The organism is Desulfurobacterium pacificum, from assembly GCF_900182835.1.
Lineage (GTDB): Bacteria > Aquificota > Aquificia > Desulfurobacteriales > Desulfurobacteriaceae > Desulfurobacterium_B > Desulfurobacterium_B pacificum.
Genome location: NZ_FXUB01000003.1, coordinates 43641 through 61532, shown reverse-complemented (window position 1 = coordinate 61532; position 17892 = coordinate 43641). Strand labels below are relative to the sequence as shown.

At 41.2% G+C, this 17892-nt stretch carries 21 protein-coding genes; all 21 read right to left on the bottom strand.

The features are described from left to right. Positions 1–16: 16 nt before the first annotated feature. From QOL23_RS05660 to QOL23_RS05560, 21 genes are read right to left on the bottom strand one after another with little or no spacing between them, the layout of a single operon-like run. On the bottom strand, positions 17–628 hold the full coding sequence (locus QOL23_RS05660; RefSeq protein WP_283400612.1) for a sigma-70 family RNA polymerase sigma factor: 612 nt from the start codon (positions 626–628) through the stop codon (positions 17–19). 14 nt (positions 629–642) lie between these two features. After that, positions 643–1494, bottom strand: a complete 852-nt coding sequence (locus tag QOL23_RS05655; RefSeq protein ID WP_283400611.1) for a MinD/ParA family ATP-binding protein — start codon at positions 1492–1494, stop codon at positions 643–645. Then, on the bottom strand, positions 1495–2634 hold the full coding sequence (locus QOL23_RS05650) for a flagellar biosynthesis protein FlhF (RefSeq protein ID WP_283400610.1): 1140 nt from the start codon (positions 2632–2634) through the stop codon (positions 1495–1497). It abuts the gene before it with no gap. After that, entirely contained in the window at positions 2631–4715 is a 2085-nt protein-coding gene (flhA, locus tag QOL23_RS05645; protein WP_283400609.1) for a flagellar biosynthesis protein FlhA, read from the bottom strand. The genes QOL23_RS05650 and flhA overlap by 4 nt, the downstream gene beginning before the upstream one ends. Further along, positions 4715–5011 (bottom strand): flagellar biosynthesis protein FlgJ, encoded by a 297-nt coding sequence (locus QOL23_RS05640; protein ID WP_283400608.1) that lies wholly within the window; start codon positions 5009–5011, stop codon positions 4715–4717. Before QOL23_RS05640 ends, flhA begins: the two co-directional genes overlap by 1 nt. A gap of 19 nt (positions 5012–5030) precedes the next feature. Further along, positions 5031–6119 carry a flagellar basal body P-ring protein FlgI gene (locus tag QOL23_RS05635; protein WP_283400607.1) on the bottom strand — a complete coding sequence of 363 codons (1089 nt, stop codon included), beginning with the start codon at positions 6117–6119 and terminating at the stop codon, positions 5031–5033. Between the two features lie 9 nt (positions 6120–6128). Next, positions 6129–6734: a flagellar basal body L-ring protein FlgH gene (locus tag QOL23_RS05630; protein WP_283400606.1), complete on the bottom strand. Its 606-nt coding sequence runs from the start codon at positions 6732–6734 to the stop codon at positions 6129–6131. Between the two features lie 38 nt (positions 6735–6772). Beyond that, positions 6773–7735, bottom strand: a complete 963-nt coding sequence (gene flgA, locus QOL23_RS05625) for a flagellar basal body P-ring formation chaperone FlgA (protein WP_283400605.1) — start codon at positions 7733–7735, stop codon at positions 6773–6775. Continuing rightward, positions 7698–8498, bottom strand: a complete 801-nt coding sequence (gene flgG, locus QOL23_RS05620) for a flagellar basal-body rod protein FlgG (RefSeq protein ID WP_283400604.1) — start codon at positions 8496–8498, stop codon at positions 7698–7700. Before flgG ends, flgA begins: the two co-directional genes overlap by 38 nt. Positions 8499–8509: 11 nt before the next feature. Continuing rightward, entirely contained in the window at positions 8510–9226 is a 717-nt protein-coding gene (flgF, locus tag QOL23_RS05615) for a flagellar basal-body rod protein FlgF (RefSeq protein ID WP_283400603.1), read from the bottom strand. Positions 9227–9229: 3 nt separating this feature from the next. Further along, the gene (gene fliN / locus QOL23_RS05610; protein ID WP_283400602.1) at positions 9230–9754 is read right to left on the bottom strand and encodes a flagellar motor switch protein FliN; all 525 of its coding nucleotides are present in this window, start codon (positions 9752–9754) and stop codon (positions 9230–9232) included. Beyond that, positions 9651–10706: a flagellar motor switch protein FliM gene (gene fliM / locus QOL23_RS05605; RefSeq protein ID WP_283400601.1), complete on the bottom strand. Its 1056-nt coding sequence runs from the start codon at positions 10704–10706 to the stop codon at positions 9651–9653. The genes fliN and fliM overlap by 104 nt, the downstream gene beginning before the upstream one ends. A 13-nt stretch (positions 10707–10719) precedes the next feature. Beyond that, positions 10720–11757, bottom strand: a complete 1038-nt coding sequence (fliG, locus tag QOL23_RS05600; RefSeq protein ID WP_283400600.1) for a flagellar motor switch protein FliG — start codon at positions 11755–11757, stop codon at positions 10720–10722. A 14-nt stretch (positions 11758–11771) separates the two neighbouring features. Continuing rightward, positions 11772–12278, bottom strand: a complete 507-nt coding sequence (locus QOL23_RS05595; RefSeq protein WP_283400599.1) for a YqhA family protein — start codon at positions 12276–12278, stop codon at positions 11772–11774. 1 nt (position 12279) lies between these two features. Then, positions 12280–13626 carry an ArsB/NhaD family transporter gene (locus tag QOL23_RS05590; RefSeq protein ID WP_283400598.1) on the bottom strand — a complete coding sequence of 449 codons (1347 nt, stop codon included), beginning with the start codon at positions 13624–13626 and terminating at the stop codon, positions 12280–12282. Beyond that, positions 13626–15182 (bottom strand): DNA repair protein RecN, encoded by a 1557-nt coding sequence (locus tag QOL23_RS05585; RefSeq protein ID WP_283400597.1) that lies wholly within the window; start codon positions 15180–15182, stop codon positions 13626–13628. The genes QOL23_RS05590 and QOL23_RS05585 overlap by 1 nt, the downstream gene beginning before the upstream one ends. Before the next feature lies 1 nt (position 15183). Then, a complete protein-coding gene (gene yihA, locus QOL23_RS05580; RefSeq protein WP_283400596.1) occupies positions 15184–15768 on the bottom strand; it encodes a ribosome biogenesis GTP-binding protein YihA/YsxC in 585 nt (194 codons plus the stop codon). After that, positions 15765–16340, bottom strand: coding sequence for a TlpA family protein disulfide reductase (locus tag QOL23_RS05575; protein WP_283400595.1), 576 nt, complete (start codon positions 16338–16340; stop codon positions 15765–15767). The genes yihA and QOL23_RS05575 overlap by 4 nt, the downstream gene beginning before the upstream one ends. A gap of 1 nt (position 16341) precedes the next feature. After that, positions 16342–17268 (bottom strand): thioredoxin-disulfide reductase, encoded by a 927-nt coding sequence (trxB, locus tag QOL23_RS05570; protein ID WP_283400594.1) that lies wholly within the window; start codon positions 17266–17268, stop codon positions 16342–16344. A 2-nt stretch (positions 17269–17270) separates the two neighbouring features. Then, positions 17271–17597, bottom strand: a complete 327-nt coding sequence (trxA, locus tag QOL23_RS05565) for a thioredoxin (protein WP_283400593.1) — start codon at positions 17595–17597, stop codon at positions 17271–17273. Positions 17598–17602: 5 nt separating this feature from the next. Continuing rightward, complete coding sequence (locus QOL23_RS05560) at positions 17603–17875, bottom strand: ArsR/SmtB family transcription factor (RefSeq protein ID WP_283400592.1); 273 nt, start codon at positions 17873–17875, stop codon at positions 17603–17605. Positions 17876–17892 lie beyond the last annotated feature (17 nt).

Here is a 17892-nt window from a genome sequence, read left to right as displayed (position 1 = left end):
ATAAAACCTGCTTCTATTATACAGAATCTTTCAAGTACTCTCTTAACTTTAAAAGAGCAGCCTTTTTAATCTGAGAAACTCGGGAAACTGAAACTCCCATAACTTCCGCTGCAGACTTCAAATCAAATTCTTCAACGAAAAGAAGTTGAAGTACAAGTTTTTCATTATCGTTAAGCTGCGATATCGCCTTAGCTAAAGCTTCCTTCAAATCCTTTAAAACAACTATATCTTCAGGAGAATCATCTGCAGAAGCAAGCGTATCGCCCAAAGTCAAGGTACTATCATCTCCAAAAAGAGCTTCTTCTATACTAAGAAAAACTGCTGCTTCGCCCTTTATATCCTCAATCTCTCCATTCTTTATCTTCTCCCTAACTCCCCTGGAAACAAAATCCAACTTTCTCAAAAAATCTAAAATCTCCCCCCTTATCTTTATATAAGCATAGGTAGAAAATTTAGCCTTATTCTCATCATACTTATCTATAGCTTTTATCAAACCAATAACTCCAACGTTTACCAGCTCCTCAAACTCAAGAGTATTATCAGGAAGCCTTTTGTAAATTTTACTCGCCACCTTTTTAACCAACGGTAGGTTTTCCAGTACGATTTCCTTTTTTGACTTTTTGTACATCTAACCAATCCCTCTCACTTTAAGAAACCTAACAACCTGCTGATAAATCCCTCCTTTAAATCCTCTTTAATAATCTCACCTACCTCAAGCTGAACAATCCTCTTAATTTCCAAAGAATAAGGGTCTGAAGGATAAGATTCAAGAATCAATTTCTTTTTCAACAAACATTCCTTTACCCTTTCTGAAAACGGTAAGATTCCCACAAGAGGCAAGTTAAGTCCCAAAAAGGTTTTAGCCGAATCTCTCAACCTTTCATAAGTTTTATAGCCCTCTCTCTTGGAAGCACACATATTGATGATTACCTTAAAGCTGCTATAGTCGTACAGCTTGTACATAGACTTAACAAAAGCGTAAGCATCCGTTAAAGCAGTCGGTTCGGGTGTAGTAACGATATAAGTAGAATCGGCAATTCTTGAAAAACTAACCGTTTGCTTATTTAGACCAGCTGCGTTATCTATAACCACGTAATCGTAATTCTCAAAAACTTTTTCCAACTGGTAGATAAAATCTGCCGATTCAAAAGACTCAAAATCAATGAAACTCTCTATCCCAGAAAAACCCAAAATAACATCAAGTCCTTTTACGCTCTGAATCACATTTTCTATCTTTTCGCCGTTAAGCAAAGAACGAATACTCTTATCCGGTCTTAAATTTAAAACAACGTGAACGTTCCCAAGCCCAATATCGCAATCAAGTAGAAGCACTTTTTTACCAAAAATAGAAGACAAGGCGTAGGCTAAAGAAATGGAAACTCCCGTTTTACCAACACCGCCTTTACCGCTTGATACAGTTATTACCTTACACCGCTTCTTTTTCTTTTTCTTCCTCTTGATAGCTTTAGCTAAACTCTCCAATTGACTATTCATCTATTTCCCTAACAGAATGTCTGTAATAACTTCAGGAGAAAGAACTTTCAAGTCTTCAGGAACCCTTTGCCCGGTACTAATATAAGAAAGAGGCAAAGAAGTTATAAACGGTAAGTTGAGCAAGTTACCCGGCTTAGAAGTTTCATCCAACTTCGTTAAGAAAAGAGCGTTCACTGGAAAGAAAGACCTATACCTGTTAACAACCTCTACAGCTTCAGAAGTTTCGTAATTACAGCTTACAAGCAAAACAACGTTTAAAGGTACGTTCAATCCAGACAGAGTAACCTTTATTTCTCCCAATCGCCAGTAGTCGTAATGACTCCTACCAACAGTATCAATAAGAATAACGTCCAAGTCTTCTATCTTTTCCATAACCTCTTTCATTTTCTTTGAATCGGAAACAACAAAGTAGGGAATATTAAGAACGTGAGCATACTCTCTAACCTGCTGAACGGCAGCCACTTTAAACGTGTCAGTTGTTATTATTCCAACTTTTAGGTCTTCCTCTATAACAAATTTTGAAGCCAACTTAAAAAGGTTGGTCGTCTTACCAACACCTGTAGGACCTACAAAAGCGTAAACAACCTTCTCTCCTTCTTTAGGCTGAAAATCTCCTGTAAAGTTAATTTTTGCAGAAATACCTTTTAAAAGAGCTTCTTTAAAGGAAGACGTATTAAGGTCAAGCTTTTCAGTTTCTATATCAAGTCCACAGGACTCTTTAACAATTTCAGCAGCAACTTCAGGTTTAACTCCTTTTTTAACTAAAATCTGTATCAGTTCAACAGCGTCTCCTGTAAACTCAGTAAGTATCTCTTTTCCTAAAAACACGCCGTTGTCAATATGTTCTGGAACAGGCAAAGGAACGCTTGATTGATTCTCTACAGCATTTTTAATTTCTGAAACTAACTGTTTTAATTCTTCTATCTCTTTTTCAACTTTCTGAATCTCTTGAACGCTCTCTCCCTCTTTCTGCTTCCCACCGTTTACAGAGAAAAACACTCTAAAGTACTTTTTTCTGAAAGGTGGAATCCCCCTCTTCTCTACCTCGTAATAAAGAATATAAGCATCTTCTCCCAACTCTTTTTTCGCTTTTTCTACCACAGATTCAAAATCCTTTCCCTCATAAACCTTCACGTTCATTCTGTTTTAACCGTCCCTATTAGGTTAACCTTAACGCCTGGTTCTACTTCCGTATAAGAAAGCACAGCAACGCTTGGAAGGTAAGGCTCTAATATGCGCCTTACGTATCTCCTAACAGCCGGAGAGGTCAATATCACCGGCGTTATCTGGTTAATTATAAACTTTTCAACGTTCTGGCTTACAGCTTTTACCAAATTCTGAACAAATACAGGATCAAGAGGAGGCAAATAACCGTTGTTCTGCTTAACCTTCTCCACAATATAATCTTCAACTTCCGGAGATAGAGAAAGAGCAGTTATAACTCCATCTTTCGCATAAAGACTCGTAATAAGCCTTGAAAGAGCCTGCCTCGCAAACTCAGTTAAAACGTCCGGGTCTCTCGTTTTCTCTATATTATCAGACACCGCTTCAATAATAGTAAGCAAATCTTTCACTGGAATTCCTTCCCTGAGTAAATTTTGAACAACTTTTGTAAGAATTCCGTAAGGAACAATCTCAGGAACTATATCTTTTACCACAGGATACTTTTTAGAAAGATTATCAACTAACTGTTTAACTTCTATCCTACTAACGATTTCATGAGCATGTTTCTTTATGACTTCCGATAGATGAGTAACTATAACGGTAGGAACGTCAACTACTGTATAACCCAAAAGTTTGGCTCTATCTTTTTGACTCTCGTCTATCCAGTAAGCAGTTAAACCGAATGCAGGTTCTTTAGTAGGAATACCTTCTATCTTCCCTTTCGTTCCTCCAGTATCTATAGCTAAATATTTACCCGGAATAACCTCACCTCTGGCTATTTCCACATCCCTTAACAGAATCCGATACTCGCCGGGTTTAAGTTCAAGGTTATCTTTTAAATGAATAAGAGGCACTATTATCCCCAACTCCTTGGCTATCTGTTTACGCAAATTTCTTATTTTCTTTACGATTTCTCCGTTCTGCGACTCATCAACGTAAGGAATAAGCGAATAACCTATCTCTAAAGCAAGAGGCTCGGGTTGAACAACAATATCTTCAGGTTTCTCTTCCGCTTTCTGTGATTGTTTTAAAAGTTCACGAGCTTTCTTCTCAGCTTCTTCTATCTCTTTCTGCTTTTCAGACTGATATATCATGTAAGCCACAGCAGCTATAAGTGCAGAAAGAAGTGCGAAAGGAACGGTAGGCATGCCGGGAACTATCGCCATAATAGCAAGAGCCAAAGATGCCATAAAAAGCGGTTTATAGTAGCTCGTTAACTGCTTAAATATCTCATGACCTAAATCGGTTTCAGCGGCAGCTCTTGTTACCATTAAACCGGCAGCTGTAGAGGTAATTAGTGAAGGAATTTGAGAAACAAGACCATCACCTACAGTTAGAAGGGTAAACGTTTTTGCTGCATCTGCAAAACTCATGTGATGTTGAAAAACACCTATTATGAGACCACCTATAATGTTGATAAAGGTAATAATTATCCCTGCTATAGCATCACCACGAATGAACTTTGAAGCACCGTCCATAGCGCCGTAAAAGTCTGCTTCTCTTGCTATTTCCTCTCTCCGCCTCCTTGCCTCCTGCTCATCTATCAATCCTGCGTTAAGGTCTGCATCTATACTCATCTGCTTTCCAGGCATCGCATCAAGCGTAAACCTTGCTGCCACTTCAGAAATACGTTCAGTTCCTTTCGTTATAACGATATAGTTAATAACAACCAAGATGAAAAACACTACAAGACCGACAACGTAATTGCCACCGACAACGAACTCGCCAAAAGCCTTAATAACGCTACCTGCAGCGTCAGGACCTTCATTACCGTGAAGGAGTATCCTCCTTGTAGTAGCAACGTTAAGGGACAACCTAAAAAGAGTAGCTAAAAGAAGCAAAGAAGGAAAAGAAGAAAGTTCAAGGGGGTGGTTAACGTAAACAGTCACCATAAGGATAATGAGAGAAAATGTAATACTGGCTGTTAAAAGAATATCCAGAACAAACGGAGGAATAGGGAGTATCATTGAAGCCAAAATCGCAAGTATAAGAACGACAAAAAGAACATCGGAATATTTGTAAAATTTAGTGTAGTAAAGAGAAAGCGTCTCTTTCATCAGCCTTCCTTTCCATAACTCTGGTAGGCTTTGATTGCTTTTTCAAAAAAAGAATCAAAATGAAGTGGGTCTTTTTGAGCGATAACTTCAGAAAGCTGCATGGAAAACATATCTAAGTAAAACTTGGCTGCAAACGAGCTATTGAACAAACCTTCCGGTATCGTCTTTTCCGCTTCTTTTAGAAAAACTCTGAAAAAGTACGCCTCAAACTCTTTCGCAACATCTTTAAGCTTCTTTTCTTGCTCAATAGAAGTTAAATCCCAATAGCTTTTTGCCATCTCCACTTCAGGAAGCACAAAACACCCCCTTTGAAAGCTACATTATTATAACTTTAGCGTGTAATTTACCGGCTGCTTTTATAGCCTGAATAATTGCTATCAGGTCACCTGGTGAAACGCCAAGCTCGTTTAAAGCCTTAACCAAATCCCTTAAAGAAGGAGAATTGATAGAAAAAATCCTCCCCTTCTCTTCTTTTACCGTTGTTGTAACCTTTTCAGTAACGGTGGTGTTACCGCTTGAAAACGGCGGCGGTTGAGAAACAACAGGCGTCTTGGTAACCGAAACGTAAATGTTGCCGTGAGAAACGTAAACGGGCGGGTCTATCTTAATATCTCCACTCATTATTACCGTTCCCGTCCTTTCATAGATAACAACGGTAGGTTCCGGAGTCGTATCTATCTGCAGGTTCAAGACTTCGGAAATGAACTTCACCCTATCAACGTTTTCAGGATAGCTCACTCTTACAGTAGCTGAATCCACAGCGTCTGCCAACTTCTTTCCAAAGTGCCTGTTAATGACCGTTGCTATCTCATTGGCTAAAGAAAAATCGGGATGCTTCAAGGTAAGAGTCAGCGTCTTTTCATCGCTAAGTTCAAAAGGAAGCGCCCTTTCAACAATACCACCGTTCGGGATAATTCCGGTAGTGGAAAAGTTCTTCTGTACCTTACCCCCTTTGTTTGATTCGGTATAACCTCCTCCTGTTGAAACGGGACCTTGAGCAAAAGCGTAAATTTTGCCGTCAGGTCCTAAAAGGGGCGTCCTTATCAAAACGCCGTTGGCAAGACTTTTCGCATCTCCTAAAGAAGCCACTTCAACGTCAAAAGTCATACCAGGCTTTGCGAAAGGAGGCAACTTAGCAGTAACAATCACTGCCGCAGCGTTTTTCGTTTTCACGCTCTTAGGGTCAACGTAAATACCCATCTTGCGAAGCATGTTTGCAATGCTCTGCAAAGTAAAAACGCTGGTCGTTCCATCACCGGTGCCGTCAAGCCCAACAACAATACCGTATCCGGTCAGGTAGTTGGGTCTAACGCCAACAACGTTAACTTCCGTCCCTATCTTTACCTTCGCTCCGAATGCCGTAGCTGTCAACAGAAAGAAAAGCAGTAGCAATCTTCCAAACATAGCGCTCCTTTAAAAGGGCCAGATTTTCATTAGAAACCTTGCAAGCCAACCAGGACGCTGATTTTCGTTCACGTAACCTTTACCGTTATACTCAACGTACATATCAGCAATTTTAGAGGAAGAAACGGAATTATCCGGCTCTATATCGGAAGGTCTGACTATACCGGAAATTTTAAGCACCTGAACGTCGTCGTTAATCTTTATAATCTTCTCTCCAACTATGTAAAGGTTACCGTTCGGGTAAACTTTTACCACTCTCGCCGTTATCGTAGCTATGAGTTTGGCATCTCTCTTCGTTGAACTTTGACCCTTGAAGTCGGTTTTGGGAGAGGTGGAGAAGTTGAGGAGGGGATTTTTCGTTTTTCCAGGAACTTCCTTACCTAAAATCGTGGGCTTATTAACGTTAATATCAAAAGTCGTCTGCTTACCGGTAGTAGTAGAGGCGCTGCCTGAACCGGAAAGTGATTCATAAACCTTTATAGTTACTATATCACCAATGTTATGAGCCTTAGCATCCGAAAACAGATTGTCATAGCCGTTAAACAGCGAACCTGGAGAAGCAGCTTTCGGGGAATAAGCCGGCGGCGGAGGTGGTGGAGAATAAACAACCTTCACCTTCTCTTCAGAACCGCAAGAAAACAAAGCAATCAGGGTTAGTGAGATACAAAGGTAACGGTATTTTTTCCAATAACCTTGCATATCAGCTGTTTTCCAGTAGAAATGTTTTTAACTCTTATTATATCCCCTAAAGCCCCATTTTCCATAGGAACGCCCAAAAGCTCTATATGAATTCCTCCGCTATCGTATATAACTTTTACAGGCTTACCCTTAAAAACGATAAAGTTAGGAACTAAATCTCTCCTCTTTATAACTTCCCCTGCCCTAAAATCCCTCTTAGCAACCTTTCCGACTACCTCAGAAAGAGAAGCGATTCCGTCTCTCGCTTTACTTTGAGGGATACCTTTAACCACGACATCGGCACCACTTATTACCTTCCCCTTAGGAATCACTCTTTTTGCCACTACAACGCTAACCTTCCTTTCAACTCTAAAGGGAATCCAGATTCTTTTAACAACGCTTCCATTTACAACCACCTGACATAAGGCACGCCCGTAATAATCTCCCAAAGACTGAATAGAAATAACCGTCTTAAAGTTAGAATAGGGCAACGTGATATGAGGCACAGAAGCAGAAACAAAGATATAGCCCGGATATTCCTTTTCTATCAAACTCTTTAACCGCTGCGAGATTTTATCAGCAGGTAACTCCGCGCACAAACGCTTAACTTCAACAATAGGAGACCCTTTAAAACTTACCTTAACGTTAACTCCGTTCTTTTTAAGAAAGTCAATAACTCTGTTCTTTACGTCATTAACGTTTAAAACCTTCGTTCGGCAGAGGTAGGGAGAATCGGAAACAACAATACCCGAAAGAACCTGTCTTTCAACCGGTGAACCTTTGATAACGGCAATGTCCTTCAAGTACACAAAATCGGAACTGACTTTAGCTTTGTCCTTTAAAACAACGTCAGCGCCAAAAGCCGACACAGCAAAGAAAAAAACAAAGAGGAAAAGGAAATTAAGACTTAAGCGACGCAACAGTCCTAAGCATTTCATCAGCGGTTATTATTCCCTTAGAATTTATCTCATAGGCTCTCTGCGCAACAATTAGATTCACCATCTCTTCTACTATGTTAACGTTTGAAGCTTCTAAAAAGCCCTGCGCTAACTTGCCGAAACCATCAGTGTTAGGGTCACCTTCTATAGCTTCACCAGAGGCGTCTGTTTGAACTAACAGATTACCTCCAATAGCTTTCAAACCGGCAGGATTGATAAATCTGTAAAGTTTTATGTTACCAACCTCTTCTGTAACCTCCTGCCCCCCTGTATTCCTAACCACGTAAACTTTACCGTTTGGGCTTATAGAAATGTTAACTACCGTTTCCGGTGAAGAAATCTGAATGTTAGGAGACAACCTATAGCCTTCAGGGGTAACGATGTAACCTTCATCGTCAAGCTGGAAATCCCCAGCCCTCGTATAAGCGTAACCCCCACCGGGAAGTTCTATCCTGAAGAATCCCTTCCCCTGAATAGCCACGTCTAAAGGCTTATCGGTTTTCATCAGAGAACCTTGCGTAAATATCTTGCTGACGTCAGAAACCTTCACCCCGAGACCTATCTGAATACCGGAAGGGACTCTATTTTCATCTGAACTCATAACGCCCGGGTCTCTGATGTCCTGATATATCAAATCTTCAAAGTTTGCCCTTGATTTCTTGAAACCAACAGTATTCACGTTAGCTATGTTGTTAGAAATAACATCTAAATTCGTTTGCTGAGCTTCCATACCGGAAGCTGAAGTCCACAAAGCCCTAAGCATAGCTCCCTCCCTTAAACTCTACCAATCTCATTGCTCTTCTCATTTAACCTATCAAGTCCTCTTATAAGATTGCCGTACATTTCAAAACGCCTCTGCGCTTCTATTAAAGCGACCATCTCCTTAACCGGGTCAACGTTTGAAGACTCAAGGTAACCCTGCAAAACTGCAGCATCAGTAGCCTGAGGCGTTCCCTGCCCCTTGTAATAAGAACTTCCTAAAGGCGCTATCTTTTGAAAGTTAACAATTTTTAAAACAGCAACACGCTCATTTCCCTGATAGATAACACCATCTTTCGTAACAGTAACAGGTTTATCAGGATTGAGGATAATTTCCTGGTCATCTATTGAAAGAACAGGATTTCCGTTCGCATCTATTAACCTTCCATCTGGTGAAAGGAAAAAATGTCCGTTCCTCGTGTAAACCTCACCGGTTTTTGTCTTAACAGCAAAAAATCCTTCTCCCTTCAACGCAAGGTCTAACGGATTCCCCGTTTTCTTTAAAGCTCCCTGTGTGAGAATCACGTGAGTAGCTTTAAAGCGGGGGAATATAAGCAAGTTGTAAGCATCACCTTTATTGTTAGGTATATGCTGAGACATCTCCTCTTCAAATATCTTTTTGAAACCGGGAGTATTAACGTTAGCTATATTGTTAGCTGTAACGTCAAGCTGTTCTAAAGCTCTCTCACCGCCGGACGCAAGAACGTAGAGAGATTGCAGTGCAACAGACATAAATCACTCCTCTAAAAGCTTCAGCCTCTCTTCAGGCGTAATTATCTGAGTAATCTTTATACCAAAGTTTTCCTTTACTGTGTAGAGTTTACCTTTGGCAACTAACCTACCGTTGATTTTTATATCAACAGGTTCGTTAACGTACCTATCAAGCTCCACAATACTGTTAGGATGAAGACGCAATATCTCTTCTAAAGGCAAAGACGCACTACCAATCTCAACCGTTATCTCTAAAGGTATATCCTTTAAAAGTTCAAATCTTTCCTGCTCTTCCTTTAGTTCTTCTGGAATCTCCTCACTAACCTCTTCTTCACTTTCAGCTTCAGAAGAAGACTCCCCCTGCTGCTGTTTAAGCGCTTCTTCCCAAGCGCTCATGATATCTTCTTCCGACTCTCCCTCACCGGAAGAAGACTCTTGCTGCTGTTTAAGCGCTTCCTCCCACTCCTTCGCCAGTTCTTCCTGACTCTTCTCTTCCTGATTCTCCTGATTTTCCTGATTCTCCTGCTGATTCTTCTCTTCCTCTGCCATCCTCTTCTCCATTAATGTAGTCAATTATCATGGCAGCGTATCTGTCCCTGACCTTTCCAAGTTTAGCATAAAATTTCGGACTTCCTTCAACGTAAAGTTTAAGTATGTCATCTTTAGAAACGTTAAGCTGCAAACGGTCACCTTCAGACCAGGAAAGGATATCTCTCACCGTAAAGTGCTTCCTCGCAAGTTCAAGGGATACGTTTAAATTCGTCTTAAGTAACTTTTCGTGTAAATGCTTCTCCCAGATAGGGTCTTTTTCAGCAAAAAGGGATTCGGAAAAGATTAACTCTTTTATCGGCATAAACATGCCCTGCGGGAAGCAGAAAAAGAAAGGCGCTTCATATCCGTCAATATCCATCATACACTCAACAACAATTACCTTCTCATTTCCGGAAACGATTCTTGCAAGAGAGGGGTTAAGCTCTATAGAACGAAGCTCAAGTTCTACCGGGTAAACGTCCTTCCAAACGTTCTCAAAAGTCCTCAAAGAGATTTTTACAAGGTCGTCTATTATTCTCGTTTCCAGTTTGGTAAATTCTCTCCCCTCTATCTTGAAGGGCTGAGCAGGTCCTCCGAACATAACGCTTATAACGACAAAAACAAGACGAGAATCAAGTATGAAAAGGAAGTTTTCTTTAAAAGGTCTCATCGCGACGATACTGTAGCTGGCAGGCATTGGAATTTTAATCATAAAATTGTTAAAGCGCGTTATGTAAACGGATTCTTTCGTCACCATTCCCACCTGGGGAACGAGCCTTCTTATTTCGTCTCTGAAGCTTTTTACCCACCTTTCAAAAATGAGCTCTAATCCAGGAACGCCCCCTTTTTTTATCTGCTCAACCTGCGAAAAGTCAAAAGGAGCTATCTCCTCTTTAGGTTCTTCCTCCTTTGACTCTCCACCACCTAACAGAGCATCTATCTCTTCTTGAGAAAGGAACTCTTCAGACAACGAAAATCCTCCCCTAAATCAACTCTTCCGAACCGCCAAGTTCTATTTTACCCTCTTCCGCAAGCTTCTTAATGACAGCGATAACCTTCTTTCTTGCCTTTTCTACATCGGATTTCTTTACAGGACCAAGAGCCTCAAGGTCTTCAAGGAACATTTGGGCAGCACGCTTAGACATGTTGGAAAGGAACTTGTTGAGTATCTCTTCAGGCGCACCTTTGAGGGCAAGAAGCAGGTCGTTCTTATCAACTGCCTTGAGTATTTCAATAATTGCCCTGTTATCAAGCTTAACGATATCTTCAAACTTGAACATCCTTTCTTCAATGGCATCGGCAAGGGAAGGATTTTCCTTCCTGATTTCATCAAGAAGCTCTTGAGCGACCTCTTTCGGCAGGTTGTTAACTATTTCAGCAGCAATATCTATACCGCTGAGAGTTTGCTCCTTACCTGCACCGATAGAAGCCAATTCATCTTCCAGAGCATCAGTTACAAGTTTTAACGTGTTCATAGAAACTTTTTCAAGCTGGGCGAGTCTCTTTATAACCTCTTCCTGAACGTTGGTAACGCCTAAACGTTTTGGCAGGTACTGAATAACCTCTGCAGCTTTAGCAGGTTTTAGTTGAGAGAGAATAATTGCAATAATCTGCGGATGTTCCTTCTCTATAAGCTTGGCTATGAACTTTGGGTCCATCTTTTGAAGCTCTTCAAATATCACTTTACCTGACTCTGTAAGCATCGTTTCTTCTATGAGCTGCTGGAACTTATCAGGCGGAAGAGCTTTTTCTAAAAGTCTCCTTACCTCTTCTGGAGCCGTTTTAAGCGGCGCAATCTCTGCAAGTTCGTCGTGAGCCTCCTGAAGAACCAACTTCACCATATCTCTCTTTATCGTTCCTAAAGTGAGAATGGTTTTAGCTAACCTGCTTATCTCATGCTCTTTGAGGTTTTTTATCACGTTAACCGCTATATCTTCAGGCAACGTCAGTATGAGAATTGCAGCTTTTTGAGTGCCTGTAATCCGCTCCGTCTTGTGTTTTTCTTTTTTTTCTTCTGCCATTTCCTATCCTGCTTTTAGTGACTTTTGTGGCTGTAGTAAAGTGCAAGGGCAAGCATCAAGACGCCAACTGCTAAGTAGAGGGTTTCAAGTGGAGTTTCGTACTTTATATGAATGGCGTATTTAAAGAAAGTTACGATAAGAACCATGAGAACAACTTTTGCCAACTTCTCTTTCAGGTCGTCAAGGCTGTGGATGGCAAGGATGCGGGAGGATTTTTCATCGTTCTCAGCTTCATCTATCTTACTGATAAAGAGTTCGTAAAGACCCAAAGAGAAGATAATGAGAACTGTGGCTATCAGAAACAGGTCTATCGCTCCAACAATAGAACCTACAAGCTTCTCGTGGTCTTCAGCAGAAATGTGAAAACCGCTAACAAAAAGCTTTTCTATAGGTTCAAAAATTTCAATTGATGCAACGATAAAAAGACCTAAAGAAGCCAAAAGAGAAAAGATAACGGCAAACAAAACCATCAGCCTTGAACGCCAGAGAAACGACTCAAAAATTCTCTCAATCAAGTTCATATTAGAAACCTCCGAAAACTGCATGCTCAACGTAGAAGAGCAGTATCGCAACTATAACTGTAACCGCAGCAACGGGAGTTCCGTACTTCATAAATCTGAAGAAATCTATCTTATAGCCGTTCCTCTCAGCTATATCAGCAGTAACGATGTTGGCAGAAGCACCTATAAGGGTCAGGTTTCCTCCCAAACAAGCTCCCAAAGAAAGAGCCCACCAGAGAGGGTCCATTACGCTTCCCATCTGAGCTTCCATACCCTTTAATACGTAAGCCATAGACATGGTAAACGGAATGTTGTCAACGAATCCCGAAATCAAGGCGGAAACGAAACCTACAATCAAAATACCGTGATGGATGTTGTCTCCTATTTCTTTTATGAGCCAGTGAGCAGCGTCTTCAAAAACGCCGTTTACTTCAAGAGCACCAACAACCATAAAGAGTCCCATAAAGAATATGAGCGTTGTCCATTCCACCTTTTCCAAAATCCACGCAGGTGAAAGACCACTGATAAAAGCTAAGATTGTAGCCATCATTAGAGCAATAACGCCAGGTTCAAGACCGATGTTGTGTCCAACGATAAAGAGAACTATAGTGACCAAAAAGACGCCAACAGACTTCTTCATCAGTCTTCTATCTAACAAAGACTCATCCACCTCACCTGAAAGAATCTCTTTCAACTCTTCAGGAGAAGCTTTAGCCTCAAGAAATCCACCCTTAGCCATCATTAGATGCATAACGATAAGTCCTAAAATGAAAGCAAGAATTGCGTAAGGCGCAACTTCATAAAGGAAATCGTTAAACGTCTTACCGGCAATACTTCCAATGATAATGTTCGGCGGGTCACCAATCAGCGTAGCCGTTCCACCCGTGTTTGAAGCCAAAACGATGGCTATCAGATAAGGAATAGGATTAAGCTTTAGCCTTTCAGCTATGTTAATCATAACAGGCGCCATAAAAAGCACCGTTGTAACGTTATCAAGGAAGGCAGAAAAGAACGCAGTTAAAAGGGAGAAAATCCACAACACCCTGCTCGGCGAACCCTTAGTTAGCTTTACCGCCTTCGCCGCAACTATGTGGAAAAATCCACTCTTCCCCATCACCGTCACGATGTTCATCATTCCGAAAAGAAGCAGAATCGTATTCTGGTCTATCGCTTCCCACGCTCTCTCAGGCGTAATAACGCCTATAACTAAAGCCAGAGAAGCACCTACGAGAGCAGCAATCGTTCTGTGAAAGAACTTTTCAAGAAGAATCATCGCGTAAGTTACAACGAAAAGCAGAACCGAAAGCTCCGCTAATTCCGTTTTAGAAAGGTGAACGTTAAACGCGTGAAGTAATCCTCCGACCTCCATCACTCCTCCCATCTTCTTATAAGGTCACGGGCAGCCTCAAGGCTTTTATCCGTTAAATCGCCAGAAATCATTATAGCAATTTCTCTCTCAATTTGTTCCTTTTTGACCTCTCTAACCGCAACGTTTCCGTTTTTCTTCTCCACCTTAAACACTCTGTCAGCTGCAGCAACAACCTGGGGAGAGTGAGTTACCGCAATCACCTGCTGGTTCTTAGCAATTTCTTTTAACTTCGCTGCAACAAGAGAAAGGGTCTTCCCGCTCATACCCGCATCTATCTCATCAAAAACCATTGTAACTCCAGGAACAGAAACCTTAGAGAGAATAGTCAGAAGAAAACGGGAAAGCTCTCCACCAGAAATAGAAGCCGACAGCGGCGAAAGAGGCAGAGAAGGGTTACCGGAAAAGAGAAACTGAACCTCATCAACTCCCGTAGCTGAAAGCTCTTTCTCTCTAAACTCAACCTTAAACCTCACTTCAGGCATTCCAAGCTCTTTCAGCGTTGAAACAACGTAAGCTTCAAACTCCTCAGCAGCTCTCTTTCTCCTTTCCGATATTTCGGAAGCCAACTCTTTCAACTCCGCTTCCAGAGCTTCTAACCTTTTCCTCTCCTCTTCAATTTCAAACTCAAGGTTTTCAAGAGTGTAGAGTTTCTCTTCCGCTTCCTTCAAAAACGCGTTAATCTCGGCAATAGAAGAACCGTATTTCCTCTTTAGCTTCTCTATCTCGTAAAGTCTATCCTCTATCTCGTCTAAAGAGACCTCTTCATCGGGAACGTAAAGCTTCCTTTCAATCTCAGAACAGATATCTTCTAACTCGTAGTAGGCGTTCCGCAGACGCTCCAAAAGCTCTTCGCTTCCTTCAATCTTTTCAAGCCTGCTTATAACTTCGGAAATCCTCTCAAGCGCCGAACCTTCCCCTTCGTAGATAAGAACCCTCACAAGCTCTTTAACTTCCTTGATTTTTTCAGACTGCCTCAAAAGGTTTCTCAGTTCAAGAAGCTCCTCTTCCTCCCCTTCCCTTAAATTCGCCTCCCTTATCTCCTCAATCTGAAACTTAAGTATGTCTATCTGCCTGTCTCTGTCCTGAACTTTTCTTTCAAGCTCTTCCAACTTTTCTTTTTCTTTTTTGAACGCCTCAAACTTGGCTCTGTAAACGGAAGGTAACTCCTCATTTTCCGCAAGCCTGTCAAGAATCTCAAGCTGAACGGAAGGTTTTAAAAGCTCTATTGACTGCCTTTGCGACTGAAAAACGATTAAAGGGGAAACTCTCTCTGCAAGTAGCTTTTGGGGAACTCTCATGCCGTCTAAAAAGCACCTTGAACGTCCTGCCTTTATCTCCCTGCGGGCGAACACTTCACCTTCAGGGGTTGAGAAAACGGCTTCAACGAAACACTCTTCAGCAGGAAACGATAATTTATCACCCTTTAAAAAAGAGATAGCGCTTAGAAGGAGGGATTTTCCCGCCCCCGTCTCGCCTATTATCACGTTGAAGTTCGGTGAGAAATCAAGCTCAGCCGTTATTGAGGCAAAGTTTCCAAGGCGGAGTTCCTCTATCATTTCAGCTCTCTAAAGCTTTCTTTATCTCTTTCAGGACTTCCTGCCTGCCCTCTCTCGTCTTTGCAGAAAAGGGAATAACCGTAACGTTAGAATCCCCGAATCCCTTTTCTATTTTTGACTTCAGTTTTACCCTTTCAGATTTTTTAAGTTTATCAACTTTCGTAGCAACAATCGTGTAGGGAATGCCGTAAAAGTCAAGCCATTCTTTCATCTGAACGTCTTTCTCTGTAGGACCGACCCTTGAATCTACAAGGAGGAAAACGCGCTTTAAGGTGTCCCTCTCCTTTAGATAACTTTCTATAAGGTCTCTCCAGCGCTTTTGTTCAGAAAAGGGAACTTTTGCAAAGCCGTAGCCGGGCAGGTCAACCAAAAAGAACTTGCCGTCAACTAAAAAGAAGTTGATGGAGCGGGTTTTCCCCGGTTCGGAGCTGACCTTCGCTAATTTGAAGTTGTTGGCTAAGGTGTTGAGGAGGGAGGATTTTCCAACGTTAGAACGCCCCACAAAAGCAACTTCTCTGTAGGGCGTCTGAGGTAAGTCCTCCGGCACGTAAACCGTTTTATACAGCTTTACGTTTTTTATCTTCATTTTTCCTGCAGAAGCTTCCTCACAGCTTCATCAAAAAGGGAAGCATAGGAAGGCATAAATCCAGTTTCATAGTACCTGAGATAACCATGCTTATCTATTATGTAAGTCTGTGGAATAGAATCCAAACCCACCACCTTATAGGCATAAGCCTCCCAAGCTTTTTCAGGAGCAGGACCAACTAAATACGTTATCCCCATTTCAGAAACAAAAGGCTTTAAAGCTTTTTCAACAAACAATTTTTGATTTTCAGGCGTATCACCCACATCATCAACAGCCAACCCTATAACAACAACCTTCCCGGCATACTTCTTATAAATACTTTCAAGCACCGGAATCTCTGCTTTACACGGTGGACAGTACGTTCCAAAAAACTGAACAATTACAACTTTACCGCGGAAATCTGAAAGTTTATGCTTTTTACCGTTAATATCAGTAAAGGTAAAGTCGTAAGCCTTATAACCGTTCTCCTTCTGTTTTTCTGTTACCTTATGAGATGGAGTTTCTTTCTTTTCTCCACAGCTAAAAAAAGAAAGAAGAGAACATAAAACAGCTAAAGCCAAAAACCTCTTCATACTAACCTTCCTTCTCCTCAAGGTATTTGGTAGCAGACATTGCTGCTATAGCACCATCAGCAGCAGCGGTAACAACCTGTTTTAAAGATTTATGTCTAACATCACCGGCTGCAAACAAGCCCGGCGTTTTAGTCGCCATTTCCTCATCGGTAATTATAAACCCTTGTTCCGTTGTATCTACAAGGTGCGCAACAGGAGCAGAGTTAGGTTCATTACCGATAAAAATAAACACACCATCAACAGGAAGCTCTTCTTTTTCTCCAGTTTTAACGTTCTTTAGAGTAAGAGATTCAACGAATTGCGTTCCATTAATAGATTCAACCACTCTATCAAAAAGAGGTTCTATCTTTTCACAATTAAACACTCTATCCTGAATAATCTTCACAGCTCTGAAAGCATCTCTCCTGTGTATCAGATAAACTTTCTTAGCAAATTTCGTCAAGTAGAGCGCTTCTTCTAAAGCGGAATCACCTCCTCCTACAACTGCAACTACTTTATCCTTGAAAAACGCACCATCACAAACAGCACAGTAGGAAACACCCCTACCTACAAATTCAGCTTCTCCAGGAACGTTAAGTTTTCTCGGAACAGAGCCTGCTGCCCAAATAACCGTTCTTCCCTTTATCTCTCCTGAATCAGTCCTAATGACGAAAATATCACCATCTAAATCAACAGAAGTAACAGGCTGTCCATTTTCAAAAACTGCTCCAAACTTTTCAGCATGAACCCTCATCTTTTCAGAAAGTTCAAAACCCGTTATCCCTTCAGAAAAGCCGGGATAGTTCTCTATCTGCTCAGTTATGAGAAGCTGCCCTCCCGGCATCATCTGGTCTAAAATCAAAGTAGAAAGTCTTGACCTTCCTGCGTAAATACCAGCTGCCAGCCCCGCAGGACCGGCACCAACTATAACGGTATCCCATACTTTCATCTCTATTCTCCAATTACCCTCTCTATCATGTCTCTAAATACAGCCTCTGGTTGAAGACCTACCTTAACATCTGCCACATCTCCATTAACAAAAAGCATCACCGTTGGAATACCTCTTATACCGTACTGCATAGCAACCATAGGAAGTTCATCCGTATTCACCTTAACAACCTTCACTTTACCTGCATACTCCTCTGCTAACTTGTCTATTGTAGGAGCCAACATTCTACAAGGTCCACACCAAGGAGCCCAAAAATCAACCAAAACTGGAATGTCGGAAGCCAAAACTTCTCTTTCAAATTCTTCAACAGTCCTAATTTCCTGTGCCATGTTAACTATACCTCCTCTTCAGATAATAGTTTAATAATATCTATAACTCTTGGATCTTCAATCTTATAACAAGTTTTTACCCCATCCTTTTTATAAGAGATAATTCCAGCGTTTTTCAAAATATTGATATGCTGAGATACGGTAGGCTGAGGTATTTCAAGCTCCTGCCATATCTCTTTCACGCATTTCTCACCATCGGCTAAATACTTTATTATTTTCACTCTCGTAGGATGCCCCAAGGCTTTTAAAATCTCCGCCACCTTTTCACAATCGCTCAATTTATCCTCCCAATTCT

Bases quoted from the DNA above. Each gene is read 5' to 3' on its own strand.
- QOL23_RS05660 (WP_283400612.1), bottom strand. From the start codon at position 628: ATGTACAAAAAGTCAAAAAAGGAAATCGTACTGGAAAACCTACCGTTG.
- QOL23_RS05655 (WP_283400611.1), bottom strand. From the start codon at position 1,494: ATGAATAGTCAATTGGAGAGTTTAGCTAAAGCTATCAAGAGGAAGAAA.
- QOL23_RS05650 (WP_283400610.1), bottom strand. From the start codon at position 2,634: ATGAACGTGAAGGTTTATGAGGGAAAGGATTTTGAATCTGTGGTAGAA.
- flhA (WP_283400609.1), bottom strand. From the start codon at position 4,715: ATGAAAGAGACGCTTTCTCTTTACTACACTAAATTTTACAAATATTCC.
- QOL23_RS05635 (WP_283400607.1), bottom strand. From the start codon at position 6,119: ATGTTTGGAAGATTGCTACTGCTTTTCTTTCTGTTGACAGCTACGGCA.
- flgA (WP_283400605.1), bottom strand. From the start codon at position 7,735: ATGAAATGCTTAGGACTGTTGCGTCGCTTAAGTCTTAATTTCCTTTTC.
- flgG (WP_283400604.1), bottom strand. From the start codon at position 8,498: ATGCTTAGGGCTTTGTGGACTTCAGCTTCCGGTATGGAAGCTCAGCAA.
- flgF (WP_283400603.1), bottom strand. From the start codon at position 9,226: ATGTCTGTTGCACTGCAATCTCTCTACGTTCTTGCGTCCGGCGGTGAG.
- fliN (WP_283400602.1), bottom strand. From the start codon at position 9,754: ATGGCAGAGGAAGAGAAGAATCAGCAGGAGAATCAGGAAAATCAGGAG.
- fliG (WP_283400600.1), bottom strand. From the start codon at position 11,757: ATGGCAGAAGAAAAAAAAGAAAAACACAAGACGGAGCGGATTACAGGC.
- QOL23_RS05595 (WP_283400599.1), bottom strand. From the start codon at position 12,278: ATGAACTTGATTGAGAGAATTTTTGAGTCGTTTCTCTGGCGTTCAAGG.
- QOL23_RS05590 (WP_283400598.1), bottom strand. From the start codon at position 13,626: ATGGAGGTCGGAGGATTACTTCACGCGTTTAACGTTCACCTTTCTAAA.
- QOL23_RS05585 (WP_283400597.1), bottom strand. From the start codon at position 15,182: ATGATAGAGGAACTCCGCCTTGGAAACTTTGCCTCAATAACGGCTGAG.
- yihA (WP_283400596.1), bottom strand. From the start codon at position 15,768: ATGAAGATAAAAAACGTAAAGCTGTATAAAACGGTTTACGTGCCGGAG.
- QOL23_RS05575 (WP_283400595.1), bottom strand. From the start codon at position 16,340: ATGAAGAGGTTTTTGGCTTTAGCTGTTTTATGTTCTCTTCTTTCTTTT.
- trxB (WP_283400594.1), bottom strand. From the start codon at position 17,268: ATGAAAGTATGGGATACCGTTATAGTTGGTGCCGGTCCTGCGGGGCTG.
- trxA (WP_283400593.1), bottom strand. From the start codon at position 17,597: ATGGCACAGGAAATTAGGACTGTTGAAGAATTTGAAAGAGAAGTTTTG.